We start from the raw sequence: 13622 nt of genomic DNA, 5'->3' as shown, positions 1-13622 counted from the left end.
ACAATCGTGAATATTCCCGACCTCGTCATCGCCCACGGCACCGTCGTCAACAGCGTCGGGCGGCAGGCTTCGCACGTCGTGGTCAATGACGGCCGTATCACCCAGCTCATCGACGCCGCAGAACCGGTCCCTGCCGCCTCCCGCACCATCGACGCGTCCGGCAAGTTAGTCATCCCTGGCGGCGTGGACGGTCATTGCCATGTCGCCCAAGTGACCGGACGCTTCCGCACCCTTGACGACTACCGCACTACCTCCACCGCCGCCTTGTGGGGTGGCACCACAACCATCATCGATTTTGGTATTCCACGTGATGGCCAGGAATCCCCGCTGGACGCCGTCCTGAACAAGAAGCGCTTGGCCGCCGAGTCCCGCTGCGATGTCGCACTGCACGGCTCCGTGGTCGCATGGGATGAGACCGTGCCCTGGCAGCTGGAACAGCTCGCCGCCGAGGGCGTCCGTTCGGTCAAGATGTACACCACCAACCGCGGCTCCACCATGGCCGACGGCGACACCATCCTGAAGGTCATGCGTGAAATGGTGCGTCTGGACGGACTCACGTACATCCATGCCGAGCACGATCCCATCATCGCCGACTGCACCGAACAGCACGCCGCGGACGGCCGGATCGGCATCGAGCATCTGCATTCCACGCGGCCCGAGCTCGCCGAGGAAATTTCCGTCAAAGAGACCCTCGCCATGTCCGAGTACACCGGAGCGCCAGTCTACTTTGTGCACCAGTCGACCCCCGGCGCCGTGGATCTCGTCACCGAGGCCCGCGGGCGCGGCCTGCAAGCCTACTCCGAGACCTGCCCGCACTACTTGACGCTGGATGACACTGTCTACGGCAGCAATTTCCCGGAATGGTATGCGTGCTGCCCGCCCATGCGCAGCGCTGAAACCGTGGCCGGGCTGAAGGAACGCCTCGCGGCCGGAGCCATCCACACCGTGTCCTCGGACCACTCCTGCTACGACCTCTCGCAAAAGCGCGAGCGCACCGACGACGTCCGCTTCATGCCGCACGGGCTGCCCGGCGTCGAAACCCGCATGCCCGTCACCTTCACCGCGATGGCGCCCGACAGCACCGTGGAGGACTTCGTCGAGGTCTTCTCGGCCGGCCCGGCGCGGATCAATGCCGTGCCCGGCAAGGGCACTATCGCAGCAGGGTTCGACGCCGATCTGGTCATCTTCGATCCCGCCGAAGAACGCGAGGTCGACGGCGGCGCCCTCCACATGGGAACCGACTTCTCGCCTTTCGAAGGGAAGACGCTGAGCGGCTGGCCCGCCGTCGTCGTCTCCGCCGGACGCGTGGTGGTCGACGACGGCGGTTTCCACGATCCCGGCCCGGTTGGCCGTTTCGTTGCCCGCAACGGGTTCGCCGCCCATCGCGACGCTCTTTCCGTCCGAATATCGCCGTCTGTTCCCGACAACGTTTCTGCTTAGGAGAACCATGCCTTCCACACACCGCCCCACCCGCATCGGCATGATCGTGCCGTCGTCCAACACGTGCCTGGAGCCGCAGAGCTACCGGATCCTGGGTAACCGCCAGGACGTGACCATCCACTTCACGCGGATTCCGGTCACCCGGATTGCGCTGGATGATTCCTCGGACAAACAGTTTGATGCGACCGTCATGAGGGAGGCCGCCGCATTGCTCGCGACGGCGGACGTGGACGTCATCGCGTGGAACGGAACTTCGGGTTCCTGGCTCGGTGCAGCCCATGACGAAGCCCTGGTCCGGGAAATCACGGAGGCCACCGGGATTTCGGCAACGACCTCAACGTTGGCCTACCTGGAAGCCTTCAAGACGTTCGGCACGGAAAAGATCGGCATGTTCACGCCTTATACCGGGGATGTGAACCAAGCCGTCGTTGAGTCATATGCGCGCGAAGGAATCAAGACGGTGGACCACCGCCACCTGGACCTCAGCAACAATGAATCCTTCGCCCGGGTCACGGACGCGGAAATGATGCCCGGGTCCTTGGAACTTGCTGCTTCGAACCCGGACGCGCTCATTTACTTGTGCACGAACCTTTACGGCGCCAACATCACCGCGGAAGTGGAGGAAACCACCGGAGTACCGGTCCTCGATTCCGTAGCCGTGACGCTGTGGCATTGCCTCAAGCTCGCCGGGGCGCCGTTGTTGGCGCCCAAGTGGGGCCGGCTGCTTGCAGAACTAGCCTGATTCGTCTGTGGTCCCCTCTTAAAGAGGTTGGATGTTCTCTGCCTGGGGACCTTTCGGGCCCTGTACGACGTCGAACTGGACCCGCTGATTCTCGTCCAGTGATCGGTACCCACTCGAGGCGATCGCTGAGTAGTGGGCAAAAACGTCCGCCGAACCGTCGTCGGGGGCAATGAAGCCGAAACCCTTTTCGGCGTTGAACCACTTGACAATACCTGTTGCCACGGCCATGTTCCTTCTCTGAATCTGACTGACCACCGGCTTCAACCCCGATGCCCCCGGACGCATACGTCCGCTTCCTCAAACCTACGGTGCGGGGTTCCGGGGCGCAAGGATCTCCGGAGGTCTCGGTGTTCCCTAGTGCCAGAATCTTGAGGATTTCTTGCTCCTCTGCAGTGCGGGATCTTGAAACTGGGACGGCAGAGTGGTTGACGATTAGCGTCGTCGGCCATAAAGGAGAACACCAGGTGGGGTTGTTCCGGCGCCGGTTCGAAGCGGCAGCGCCAAAGATCCACGTGGACATCCTCGAAGACCACGCACTGCTCCGGGAGAGTCTTGCTTCCTGGCTTGAAGCCAACGCAGCAACCGTGAAGGTAGTGGGCAGGTTCAGCTCCTGGGCTGAGCTCGCCGCCTCGCTGGGACAGTTGTCGGACGTTGTCCTGTTGGACATCATCCTTGGTGACCGGATCCCGCTGCGCTCCAAGATCCACGCCATTCTCTCAACAGGGTCACAAGTGGTGGTCTGCAGTTCCCTCGCGACGCCCCTGGTGATCCGCCAAGCGTTCGACGCCGGCGCACTGGCCTACATACCCAAGACGGCGGGGGCCGAAGTGCTCACCACGGCCGTTCTCGCCGCCGCGCGCGGCGAGAAGTTCATCCTGCCCGAGCTAGCCGGCGTCTTTGACGTCCCCGGGCCGCGGATCCGCCTCACCCCGCGCGAACACGAAGCCGTCACGCTGTATCTTGGCGGCTCAGGCGGGACAATGGCGGATGTCGGTGCGAGCCTGGGCATCAGTGCCGACGGCGTCAAGAAGCTCCTCGTGTCAGTCCGCCGCAAAGCCCATAGCGGACCGGAATCACTCAGCCGGCCCGCGCTCCGGGAACTGCTGATCGCCGACGGCTGGCTGCTCCCCGATCGGTGAGGGGGCTGTGCCGCGCGGCGACCCACCGGGGAACGGGGCGTCGCCGCCGATACGCTTCCTAGAATCGAACCATGACTATGCAGAGCCATTCGAAAGTCGCGGTTGTGACAGGGGTCGGCCGGCGGCGCTCAATCGGGGCGAGCCTCGCAGTCGGCCTGGCGCGCGACGGCTGGGACCTCGCCCTCAACTATTGGCGGCCGTACGACGATCGCGTCGGATTGGAGCGCAATGCCGACGACCCGGAGTCCATCGCGAGCGAATGCCGCGCGTTGGGAGCCGCCGTCGAACTCGTCCCGGGCGACTTGGGCGATCCAGCGGTGCCGGCTGAGCTCATCAGGGCTGCGGGAACCCTTGGGCCGGTGACCGGATTGGTCATGTCGCACTGCGAATCAGTCGACAGTTCGATCCTGACGACCGACTTTGAGAGTTGGGATCGCCACTTCGCTGTCAACGCCCGGGCGACGTGGCTCCTCATCAAGGCCTTCGCCGAGCAACTACGGGAATCCGTCGTTCCGGGCGTCGTCGGGGGCCGGATTGTCGCCTTGACGAGCGATCACACTGTTCACAATCTGCCGTACGGTGCGAGCAAAGGAGCCCTCGACCGGATCGTCACCGCAGCCGCCGTCGAGCTGGCAGGCCGGGGTGTGCGTGCGAACGTGGTGAACCCGGGCCCGATCGACACCGGGTGGATGGACGACGCTACGCGGCGTTCGGGCATTGACGCGACTCCGGCGGGTCGACTCGGCACGGCCGAGGACACGACGGACCTGGTGAGATTCCTGTTTTCCGAGCAGGGCTCGTGGGTGAATGGCCAGATTCTTTATAGCAACGGGGGCTTCAAGGTCGGCTGAGCACTGACGGACCGCCGCCCCCGCCCCATTGCAGGACAGGGGTGGCGGTCCGCAGCAGCAAGGCGGCCCTGGGGCCTAGAGAAGCCCGACCTTGGTCATCAGCTCGGTGACCTTCTCGCTGTTGAGCTTGGCGGGGTCCACCGAAGGTGCCTGAAGATCCTTGAGGGGCACAAGCTTGGAGTTCGCCGGGACGTCGGAGCCAACGGTGTATTCAAAGGAGTCACCGTTCTGGAGGACCTGCTGACCGGCTTTGCCCGTGATGAATTTCAGGAACTGCTGGGCCTGGGCCTGCTTCTTGCTCGAGGCCAGAACAGCGCCGCCGGAGACGCTGACGAACGCACCCGGGTCCTGGTTCTTGAAGTAGTGGAGGTCAACGTTCTTGCTGTTTTCTCCGGTCTGGGCCTGATCGACGAAGGAGTAGTAGTGGTACAGGACTCCCGCGTCGACCTCTCCGGCGTTCACGGCTGCGAGCACGGGGGTGTCGTCCTTGTAGGACTTGAAGTTGGTTTTGGCTGCCTCCAGCCATTTCTGGGTGGCGTCTTCACCCTTGAGCGCAAGCATCGCGCTGACGATGGCTTGGAAATCAGCTCCGCCCGTGGACGCACCGATGCGCCCCTTCCATGACGGGGCCGCGAGGTCCATCAAGGACTTGGGAAGCTGGTCTGCAGTGAGCTTGGTCTTGTTGTAGGCCAGCACGGTGGAGCGGGCCGCGATGCCCGTCCAGTCGCCGGTGGAGGGCCGGTACTGCGCGGGGACTTGGCTGAGGGTTGCCTGGTCCACGGGGGCGAGCAATCCGGCACTCGCGATGCGGACCATGGCCGGGGAGTTTTCGGTAAGGAAGACGTCCGCCGGGGAGTTCTTGCCTTCCTCGCTGAGCTGGTTGCTCATTTCAAGGTCGTCACCATTACGGAGCGTAACCTTGATTCCCGTCTCCTTGGTGAAGGCGGCCACCCATGCGCCGGTGAGGTTTTCATGCTGCGCGTTGTATACGACGATGCCGTCGCCGGACGCGCCGGCCGTGGAACCACCGCTTGCGGTACCGCTTGGTGAGCCGCTGCACGCCGAAAGTGCCAGCAGCGTGGCCGTGGTGGCGGCAAGGGCCGCAGCGGGTTTGATGCCGAATTTCATGGGGGGCCTTTCAAGGATTCCGGCTGGGACCGGAACGGTTGGGGGGGTACCACTGCCCTTCACGCCGAGCAGCCCGAGGAGTCGGGGAACGGTAGCGAGATAGGCAAGGCAATCCTTACTGTAATAACAACATGCCATTGTTGCGTAATTCTGGGCACGCTGAGGCCGACTGTTACAAATGGCAACGCGGACGCTAAATCTGCTCCTGTCCGCGTAAGGAAACCATTAAGGACCGACGACGGCCGCTTGGTTTGGTGGTCTGATGAAGATAGTCAATTCGGGCTTTGGGCTGACCTCCGTAGGAGCTGAATCCACCATGAAACGCACTCCCCTCAACCAAGGAACGTCACACGATTCCGAGCTTGCCGGCGCCGTTCCGGAAGACTACGTCGTTGTCGATGAACTCGGTGATTTCACGTACTATCCGACCAAAACAGCCATGCTCGAAGACCTTGAGTACGTTGACGAAGCAGCCAGCATCCTGGACCGGGAGGGCAACAACTTCCACTTGACCTTGGAGGGGGGCCGGAAGCTGACCTTGGGATCCTCGTTCGGCAGGGTCGAATTCACGTGGCTTCGCCAGACCTGGATCAACGATCGGCGCCGCGAACCGAAAGCGCATCGATTGCTCCGTCTCTACCCCACAACGCTCGATGCCCTTCTGGCTGGAATATTTGAAACCCTGAGCCTGGAACTCACCAGCAGCGCCCCCAGTTCGCCCTGGGTAGTGGATGTAGCGGGAGAAGAGACCCATCCCGCGACGCTCAGGGACGTCGATGGCCTCATCGCGCGGCTCGATCACCTTGAACGGGTCACTGTGCGCGATCCCTTCGGACACGACTACCGGCCAACCCGTCATGCAACACACCGCCTCCACGCCCCTGGTGCAGGGGCGATCTACTACGTGGAGATGGAACCGCGTGCCGGGGAGGCGGATCAGCATCCCCGCGAAACTGACAATCTGCCCTGAACTTATTCAATGTGGGTTACCGCCCGGTAGGCGCGTTCTGCGATAGTTGGGAACATGGTGAACGTCCAGACCGAAATACTGATCCAGCGGTCCCGCGAGATCGTAGCAAGTTATGCTTCCAACCCCGACAACGCGCCGGTCTGGTATGTGAACATACGATCTGCGCAGTGGCAGACGCCGAAGCCCCTCGTGGTCGGATCCCGGGTTGCCTTCACCGCACGGTTCCTGGGCCGAAATCTGGACTATGTCTACGAATTCACCGAGCTCGTCCCCGGCGAGAAACTCACCATGCGCACCAGCCAAGGTCCTTTCCCGATGCGGACCACTTACACCTGGTCCGATGAGAATGGTGCGACACGCATGACCCTCCGCAACACAGGTGAACCCTCCGGGTTCTCCGCGCTTGCGGGCATCGTCGTGGCGCCAATGATGCGGGCGGCCATGCGCAAGGACCTGGAAAACCTCAAGAAGATCCTCGAAGCCGGCTAGAAACGGCGGCCCCAGGCTCTCCCCCGCGGATGCGGGTCGCCGACTCAGTTGTTCGATTCGCAAGCTGGCAAAAATCCGCCGTTGCGTGCAAGGATGACCCATACGATCGCAGCGGTCCACATTGGGGGAAAATGACCGAAAGCACCAACCTGCCGGAAAACACGCAGCCCGGCAGCAACGAATATCGCGCATCGCAGCGTCCCCGGCCTGAGTTCGGGATGAGCGCCCCGGAATCCTCCGGCCCACAGATTCCCTCTTGGCATCCGGAATCCAACCAATCTCAGGCACCAGCATGGCCGCCCGCTCCCCCGATCCGAAGCAGCGAAAACGTGGGCCGAGGCGCCCTGTTCGCACTCCCGGCCCTCCCGATCGGCGTCGTTCTGTGGCTTGTCATCTGGAATTTTGGCTGGATGTCCTCGCTCGTCACCTTCGCCGCCGCCGCGATGGCGGCCCGTTTCTACGTGATGGGAGCTGGCGGGCTGAGCAGAAAAGGCGTGTGGGTGATAGCAGCAATAACAGCTGCCACCGCGATTTTGTCTTTCGTAGCGGGAGTCTGGCTGGACGCTGCCAAATACATCAATAGCCAACCCCTCACTTTGATCACCAGTTCCGAGCCGTGGGACCTGATGAACTACAACCTCGCGAACAACCCGAACTTCGTGAAGGGGTACATGGGCGACTTCTTCATGGCGCTGCTCTTCGGCGCCTTGGGTTGCTTCTTCACACTTCGCCGCATGTTCGCCGCCACCAAGAACGGCTAACGCTCAACTAGAAGCGGCGGCTGCGAAGCAAGTTCGCGGCCGCCGCTCTCGGGTTAAGCGCTAGGGCTCGACGGCGACCACGTCGATCGACCGCCTTAGCCGTTGGTGAGGGTGATGTCGTCGAGGTACATCCAGGTGTCGTCGGCGGGGCTCGAGCCGTCGAGGTGGACGTTGAACCAGAGGGTGATGGTCTGGCCTTTGTAGGCGGTGAGGTCGGCGGTGAGCTGGGTCCAGGTGCCGTTGTTGTTGCAGAGTTTGAACAGGCTGCCCAGGGTGGTGCCGGTGGTGGTGCGGACTTGTGCTTCCATCCAGTCGTACGGGCAGGCGTTGCCGGTGCAGGGGTCTTCCTGGCTGTGGGGCTGGTACCAGAAGGACAGGGTGGTGGTTCCGGTGGCGGGGACGGTGATGGTCTGGGACAGGCTGCTGTCGCCGAGCGGTTCCGCCCCGGAGGCCAGGCCCAGGAGCGCGGAGCCGTTGCCCGCGGTCGCGGTGACCCCGGTGGGGGCGGCGGGTGCCGTGGCCCCGGCGGTGGGGGTGACCGGCGCCGAGGCCGTCGAGGCCGGTGAGGTGCCGATGGCGTTGGTCGCGGTGACGGTGAAGGTGTAGGCGGTGCCGTTGGCCAGGCCGGTGACGGTGGTGCTGGTGGCGGGCGGGTTCCCGGTCACGGTGACCGGTGCCAGGGTGGTGGCGCCGGCGTGCGGGGTGAGCGTGTAGGAGGTGATCGCGGAGCCGCCGTTGGCCGGGGCCGTCCAGGACACGGTCGCGGAGGCGTTGCCCGCGGTCGCGGTGACCCCGGTCGGGGCGGCGGGTGCCGTGGGCGTGGTCTGGGTATTGGTGAGGGCCACGTCGTCCAGGTACATCCAGGTGTCATCGGCCGGGCTGGAACCGTCGAGGTGGACGTTGAACCAGAGCACGATGCTCTGCCCGTTGTAGGCCGAGAGGTTGGCGCTGAGCTGGGTCCAGGTGCCGGAGTCGCTGCAGAGCTTGAACAGGCTCGCCAGGACCGTGCCGCTGGTGGTGCGGACCTGCGCTTCCATCCAGTCGTAGCGGCAGGCGGTGCCGGTGCAGGTCTCGTCGGCGGTGTGCGGCTGGTACCAGAAGGACAGGGTGGACGTCCCGGTAGCGGGGACGGTGATCGTCTGGGACAGGGAACTGTCGCCGAGCGGTTCGGTGCCGGATGCCAGGCCCAGGAGCGCGGAGCCGGTGCCGGTGTGGGCGGTGGTCGAGGCCACCGGTGCCCTGGCGCCGCCGGTGGTCCAGGACGTGAGCCCGGATTCGAACCCGCCGTTGACAACGCCCGGAACCGGGGCCGTCGGGGTGACCGGGGCCGAGGCCGCGGAGGGCGCGGACGTCCCGACGGCGTTCGTGGCGGTGACCGTGAACGTGTAGGCCGCGCCGTTGGTCAGCCCGGTGACGGTCGCCGTCGTCGAGGGCGGATTCCCGGAGACCGTCACCGGAGCCAAAGCCGTGCCCCCGGAGGTAGGCGTCACCGCATACGAAGTGATGGGGGAGCCGCCGTTGGCCGGCGCCGTCCAGGACACCACCGCGGAGGCGTTGCCCGCCGTAGCGGTGACCCCGGTGGGTGCCGCCGGCGCGGTCGCGGCGGCCTGGGTGACGTCGATCATCGAATAGTCGTCCGTGGTGATCGAACCGTTGGATTGGATGTTGAGTCCGTAACTGATTCCCGAGGCACCAGCGGGAAGAGCGGGCGTGGTCCAGGTTATCTGGGTCCAGTTGCTGCTCGCGTTGAACAGGGGGCTCGCCGTCCAGTAGGTCCAATACCCCGTTCCGGTGCGGTAGTAGACCTCGAATTGGGTGATGACATTGGATTTATACCAAGCGCTGAGCTGATAGATGTGGCCGGGAGTCCCCGTGGGTGAGCAGCCACCAAGGTCCAAGGCGGGCAGGAGCTTCGCGTCACCGCTGACATAACCGCTCATTGTCAGCAGTTCCGCGTTGTTGCCTGTGTGTCCCGGCGAGACTACTGAAAAGCTGGGAGTGTTGGTGCCGTATCCACCCGCAGCCCAGCAGAGCGGAATCCCGCTGGTGAGCGTTTCCAGGCTCGGGTTCTGGATCATGTTGGTCCCCTGTGGCGGCGGGGGCGGCACCGGCGGACCGGAGACGAGGGGCTGGACCGCGCCACCGATTACCTGGTCAACCGTCTTCACGGCAACGCTGCCCGCCGTCTGTTGTTGCGCTAGCCAGGAGGCGAATTGGTTGAACAGGCTGGGGCTGATGGTGAGCGTCGGATCGGTCCCTACCGCGATGTGGTGGAACGTCAATTGAACCCAGCCACCGCCGGCCGCCTGGGCCCTGGTCACGGAGTTTTCAAGGTTGGACAGCGTCCAGGTGCTGTCCACTTCCTCCGGCGCCGCGGTGTCATAGGGGTTGGCGGGCGGAATGGTTTCGGCGGCCGGGAGCCCGGGATCGTCCTTGCTGTAAAGGTCCCCGAGCCCGCGGGCGCTGTTGAAACCGCAGTTCTTGACGATGGTCTGCACGGCGGGATCCAAGGAAGCGAAGGGGTAGGCGAAGCTGGTGACCTTGAAGCCCATGTTGGCCAGGGCGACCCTGCCGTTGCACACTTGGCGCGTCACTTCATCCGACGTCAAGGTGACCAAATCGGGGTGGGTGACCGTGTGCCCGGCAATCTCATTGCCGTCCGCATAGAGTTGCTGCAGGTTCGCGGAAGTGAAATAGCTCGGCTGATCGATCCACCCGGAGGGGACGAAGTAGGTGCCGTGAAGTCCGAGGTTCTTTAGCGTGGCTGCGGCGGTCAGTTGGTCGGCGTTGCCGTCATCGAAGGTCAGCGTGATGACGGTGTTTGCAGCCGCATGCGCCGGCAAGGCAAAACCGCTGAGGAGTGCCAGGACCATCGCAGCGCACGCCCCGACGGCGGCCCAACGGACCCCGGAATGGCGTGTGACCATCTGCTCATGCGTCGAGGATCCAACCACTCCACTCACCGTCCATTCGATGCCAGGGCAACCGTCAAGGATGGGAGCATTCCCACCCTCGGTCTTCGGCGATGATAGGGCGTTGAATCCGGCCGCGTCTTGAGTGGGCTCACCCGGCTGGCAGCAGCTGCGGGCCGGGATCCTGAGTGTGCTCACCTGATTTGGCGGCAGAGAGGCGTGCCAGCACCCCAGGGTTGGTTAACTAAGCTTGAGCGCCTTGACCGCACTCAGCACTTTGGTGAGGGATTCCTTGGCGTCCCCAAACAGCAGCGTTGTCTGCGGTTCGTACATGAGTTCGTTCTCGATTCCCGCGAATCCCGGCCGCATGGAGCGCTTGAGGAAGACTACTTGGCGCGCGTCGGCCACCTCAAGGATGGGCATGCCATAGATCGGCGAACCTGCGGTGGTTTTCGCGGCTGGATTGACGACGTCGTTCGCGCCAACCACGAGGGCGACATCGGCTGTCCGGAATTCCGAGTTGATTTCGCCCATTTCCTTGAGGGACTCATAGGGCACATTGGCTTCGGCCAGCAGGACGTTCATGTGCCCGGGCATTCGGCCGGCCACCGGGTGGATCGCGAAGTCCACTTCAATGCCCCTCGCCTCCAAGGCTAGGGCCAACTCCGCTGCCGTGTGCTGACCTTGGGCCACAGCGAGCCCGTAGCCGGGAACGATGATGACCCGTTGCGCATACCCAAGGAGTACGGCCACGTCTTCCGGGCTGGAGGAGCGGACGGGCCGGTCGCTCACCGCCGTCGACCCCGCCGTCGAGCCTCCCTTGAAGGCGCCGAAGAGGATGCCCGCAACACTGCGGCCCATGGCCGCGGCCATGGCCCTGGTGAGGATGGTGCCCGAGGCGCCCACCAAGGTGCCGGCCACCACCAAGAGCACATTGCCAAGCACCAGGCCCGAGGCAGCCACGGCCAGGCCCGTGAAGGCATTCAGCAGCGAGATGACGATCGGCACGTCGGCGCCGCCTACCGGCAGCACCAGCAGGACGCCTGCCGCCAACCCCAGCACCAAGAGCGTCAGCGCGAGCGCGAGGGAACCACTGAAGACGACGGCGACGGCGGCACCCACCGCCGCAAGCAGCACCGCTCCCATGAGGGTCGGCAGGCCCGGGAACACCACCGGGCGGGTGGTCATGAGCTCCTGGAGTTTGGAGAACGTGATGGCGGAACCCGCGAACGACACCGCCCCCACCAGCAGCGTGAAGACGATGGCCACGCGTACCCAGTGGTCCTCCGTGTGCGCCAGTTCCAGGAGTGCCACGAGGGCCGCGGCTCCGCCGCCTACGCCGTTGAACAGCGCCACGAGCTGCGGCATCTGGGTCATCTTGACCTGGCGCGCCACCGGCGCGGCCACGCCCGAACCAACCACCATCGCGCCCAGGATCCAGGGAACGTTGTCCATTTTGACGGACATGAAGACCGTGGCGACGGCGAGCGCCGCACCGAATGCGCCCACCAGGTTGCCCCTCCGGGCGGTACGTGGCGAATTGAGTCCCTTGAGCGCGAGGATGAAACAAACGGCAGCCGCGAGGTAAAGGAGCGAGGTCCACACCGGCTCGATGAGGGTCATCGCGTGCGCTCCTTGGACTCAGCCTCTATGGCCTCCGACTTCCCGCCTGGCGGCGCAACGCGTTTACGGCCGCGGAACATCTCCAGCATCCGGTCAGTCACGACGAAGCCGCCCACCAAATTGGCGGTCGCGAGGACGACGGCGAGCAAGGCCACCGCGAGGACCCAAGGATCCGAGGCCTGCCCGGCGACGATGATCGCGCCCACCAGGATGATTCCGTGGATGGCGTTGGCCCCGGACATCAAGGGCGTGTGCAGCGTGCTTGAGACTTTGGAGACCACTTCGAAGCCCACAAAGATCGCCAGGACGGTGATAGTGAGCAGGGCGATGCCGTCCATCAGGAGACCCCCTCGTTGGCAGAGCTTACGGATTCCGCGGTCTCGGCGGAGAGCTCGGCAAGGGCCTCGGCCGTCGGACCGTGCCGCACCTCGCCGTCGTGCGTCAAACACGCACCCGCCACCACCTCATCGCCGAAGTCCGGGACGACGGCGCCATCACACGTCATCAGGGCCAGCAGGTTCGCGACGTTCTTCGCGTAGAGGCGCGAGGCGTCCGCGGGCATGGCAGAAGCGACATCCTTCATCCCCACGAGGGTGACCGTGCCCTGGCCGTCCGCCGTCGGTATTTGAAGATCCAGGCCAGGGACCGAGCCTTCCACGTTGCCGCCGGACTCCGCGGCGAGGTCGACGACCACCGAGCCCGAGCGCATGTGCTGGACCATTTCGCGGCTCACCAGGAGAGGGGCCCGTCGTCCGGGAACAGCAGCCGTCGTGATGAGTACGTCTGCCTGGGCCACGTACGGGGCGAGCAGCTCGCGTTGCAGGGCACCGCGGTCGGCGCTGAGCTCGCGCGCGTAGCCGCCGGAAGATTCCGCCGCCTCCACATCGAGTTTGATGAAAGTGCCGCCCATGGACGCGACCTCGTCCGCCGACGCCGGCCGGATGTCATTGGCGGAGACCCGTGCACCTAGCCTCTTCGCGGTACCGATGGCCTGCAGGCCTGCCACACCCGCTCCCAATACCAGCACGCGGGCCGGGGGAATGGTTCCGGCCGCCGTCATATAGAGCGGGAAGAAGCGCGGGAGGCGCATTGCCGCCTCGAGCACGCAGCGGTATCCGGCCACGAGAGCCTGGGACGTGAGCGCGTCCATGGATTGTGCCCGGGAAATGCGCGGCACCAGCTCAAGCGCGAAGGAGGTCACTCCCGCTTCGGCGAGCGCGCGGACGGTGGGAAGTTCCGACGACGGCGAGGCCAGGCCTACGGTGACGGCGCCCCGGCGCAGCGCGGCCGCCGTCGTGGGTTCGAGGGGGCGGACGTGCGCGTAAACGTCCAATGTGGCCAGATCCAAGGCGGGGACGATGAGAGCTCCAGCCTGGCGGTAGTCCTCGTCGCTGTGGCCCGCGGCGGTTCCGGCTCCGCTTTCGACGACGACTTCCAGTCCCAGTCCAGCCAACTGCTGGACGGTCTCCGGCGTCGCAGCCACACGCCGTTCACCGTCCAGGCGTTCCCGCGTTATGCCAAGTTTCACCCGCGCTCCCTTTCTGAAACCCCATTGTCCTTCTGAACA

13 protein-coding genes are annotated in these 13622 nt (G+C 64.7%); 7 read left to right on the top strand and 6 right to left on the bottom strand.

From position 1 onward, the window contains the following. Window positions 1-6: 6 nt before the first annotated feature. Both ACSVHC_RS11600 and ACSVHC_RS11595 read left to right on the top strand, forming a co-directional pair. Complete coding sequence (locus ACSVHC_RS11600) at window positions 7-1440, top strand: amidohydrolase family protein (protein ID WP_437771872.1); 1434 nt, start codon at window positions 7-9, stop codon at window positions 1438-1440. Between the two features lie 7 nt (window positions 1441-1447). Beyond that, window positions 1448-2182 (top strand): maleate cis-trans isomerase family protein, encoded by a 735-nt coding sequence (locus ACSVHC_RS11595; RefSeq protein WP_439180943.1) that lies wholly within the window; start codon window positions 1448-1450, stop codon window positions 2180-2182. A gap of 18 nt (window positions 2183-2200) precedes the next feature. Here ACSVHC_RS11595 and ACSVHC_RS11590 read toward each other — a convergent pair whose 3' ends face one another. Continuing rightward, the gene (locus ACSVHC_RS11590) at window positions 2201-2404 is read right to left on the bottom strand and encodes a cold-shock protein (RefSeq protein ID WP_035743560.1); all 204 of its coding nucleotides are present in this window, start codon (window positions 2402-2404) and stop codon (window positions 2201-2203) included. 242 nt (window positions 2405-2646) lie between these two features. Here ACSVHC_RS11590 and ACSVHC_RS11585 point away from each other — a divergent pair, with 242 nt between their 5' ends. Further along, window positions 2647-3321, top strand: a complete 675-nt coding sequence (locus tag ACSVHC_RS11585) for a response regulator (RefSeq protein ID WP_437771874.1) — start codon at window positions 2647-2649, stop codon at window positions 3319-3321. Window positions 3322-3398: 77 nt separating this feature from the next. Beyond that, entirely contained in the window at window positions 3399-4172 is a 774-nt protein-coding gene (locus ACSVHC_RS11580; RefSeq protein ID WP_437774101.1) for an SDR family oxidoreductase, read from the top strand. Between the two features lie 75 nt (window positions 4173-4247). Here the strand turns inward: ACSVHC_RS11580 and ACSVHC_RS11575 are convergent, their stop codons facing one another. Continuing rightward, window positions 4248-5300 (bottom strand): iron ABC transporter substrate-binding protein, encoded by a 1053-nt coding sequence (locus ACSVHC_RS11575; protein ID WP_437771875.1) that lies wholly within the window; start codon window positions 5298-5300, stop codon window positions 4248-4250. A 316-nt stretch (window positions 5301-5616) separates the two neighbouring features. Between ACSVHC_RS11575 and ACSVHC_RS11570 the strand changes: the two genes are divergently transcribed. From ACSVHC_RS11570 to ACSVHC_RS11560, 3 genes are read left to right on the top strand one after another with little or no spacing between them, the layout of a single operon-like run. After that, window positions 5617-6270, top strand: coding sequence for a hypothetical protein (locus tag ACSVHC_RS11570; RefSeq protein WP_437771876.1), 654 nt, complete (start codon window positions 5617-5619; stop codon window positions 6268-6270). A gap of 54 nt (window positions 6271-6324) precedes the next feature. Further along, on the top strand, window positions 6325-6759 hold the full coding sequence (locus tag ACSVHC_RS11565) for an SRPBCC family protein (RefSeq protein ID WP_439180942.1): 435 nt from the start codon (window positions 6325-6327) through the stop codon (window positions 6757-6759). 29 nt (window positions 6760-6788) lie between these two features. Continuing rightward, window positions 6789-7520, top strand: coding sequence for a hypothetical protein (locus ACSVHC_RS11560; protein ID WP_437771878.1), 732 nt, complete (start codon window positions 6789-6791; stop codon window positions 7518-7520). Window positions 7521-7615: 95 nt separating this feature from the next. Here ACSVHC_RS11560 and ACSVHC_RS11555 read toward each other — a convergent pair whose 3' ends face one another. The 4 genes from ACSVHC_RS11555 to ACSVHC_RS11540 all read right to left on the bottom strand — a co-directional run bounded on the left by ACSVHC_RS11555 (window position 7616) and on the right by ACSVHC_RS11540 (window position 13583). Next, window positions 7616-10447, bottom strand: coding sequence for a fibronectin type III domain-containing protein (locus ACSVHC_RS11555; RefSeq protein ID WP_439180941.1), 2832 nt, complete (start codon window positions 10445-10447; stop codon window positions 7616-7618). A gap of 225 nt (window positions 10448-10672) precedes the next feature. After that, on the bottom strand, window positions 10673-12055 hold the full coding sequence (locus ACSVHC_RS11550) for an NAD(P)(+) transhydrogenase (Re/Si-specific) subunit beta (protein ID WP_437771880.1): 1383 nt from the start codon (window positions 12053-12055) through the stop codon (window positions 10673-10675). Then, window positions 12052-12393 carry an NAD(P) transhydrogenase subunit alpha part 2 gene (locus ACSVHC_RS11545; RefSeq protein ID WP_437771881.1) on the bottom strand — a complete coding sequence of 114 codons (342 nt, stop codon included), beginning with the start codon at window positions 12391-12393 and terminating at the stop codon, window positions 12052-12054. Before ACSVHC_RS11545 ends, ACSVHC_RS11550 begins: the two co-directional genes overlap by 4 nt. Continuing rightward, the gene (locus tag ACSVHC_RS11540) at window positions 12393-13583 is read right to left on the bottom strand and encodes a Re/Si-specific NAD(P)(+) transhydrogenase subunit alpha (protein WP_437771882.1); all 1191 of its coding nucleotides are present in this window, start codon (window positions 13581-13583) and stop codon (window positions 12393-12395) included. The genes ACSVHC_RS11545 and ACSVHC_RS11540 overlap by 1 nt, the downstream gene beginning before the upstream one ends. Window positions 13584-13622 lie beyond the last annotated feature (39 nt).

Origin of the sequence: Arthrobacter sp. KNU-44 (assembly GCF_051843155.1) — a bacterium.
GTDB lineage: Bacteria > Actinomycetota > Actinomycetes > Actinomycetales > Micrococcaceae > Arthrobacter.
The sequence above is the reverse complement of the archived record's forward strand: the minus strand, read 5'-3'. Positions and strand labels throughout refer to the sequence as shown.

Bases quoted from the DNA above. Each gene is read 5' to 3' on its own strand.
- ACSVHC_RS11595 (WP_439180943.1), top strand. From the start codon at position 1,448: ATGCCTTCCACACACCGCCCCACCCGCATCGGCATGATCGTGCCGTCG.
- ACSVHC_RS11580 (WP_437774101.1), top strand. From the start codon at position 3,399: ATGCAGAGCCATTCGAAAGTCGCGGTTGTGACAGGGGTCGGCCGGCGG.
- ACSVHC_RS11575 (WP_437771875.1), bottom strand. From the start codon at position 5,300: ATGAAATTCGGCATCAAACCCGCTGCGGCCCTTGCCGCCACCACGGCC.
- ACSVHC_RS11570 (WP_437771876.1), top strand. From the start codon at position 5,617: ATGAAACGCACTCCCCTCAACCAAGGAACGTCACACGATTCCGAGCTT.
- ACSVHC_RS11565 (WP_439180942.1), top strand. From the start codon at position 6,325: ATGGTGAACGTCCAGACCGAAATACTGATCCAGCGGTCCCGCGAGATC.
- ACSVHC_RS11560 (WP_437771878.1), top strand. From the start codon at position 6,789: ATGCGGGTCGCCGACTCAGTTGTTCGATTCGCAAGCTGGCAAAAATCC.
- ACSVHC_RS11555 (WP_439180941.1), bottom strand. From the start codon at position 10,447: ATGGTCACACGCCATTCCGGGGTCCGTTGGGCCGCCGTCGGGGCGTGC.
- ACSVHC_RS11550 (WP_437771880.1), bottom strand. From the start codon at position 12,055: ATGACCCTCATCGAGCCGGTGTGGACCTCGCTCCTTTACCTCGCGGCT.
- ACSVHC_RS11545 (WP_437771881.1), bottom strand. From the start codon at position 12,393: ATGGACGGCATCGCCCTGCTCACTATCACCGTCCTGGCGATCTTTGTG.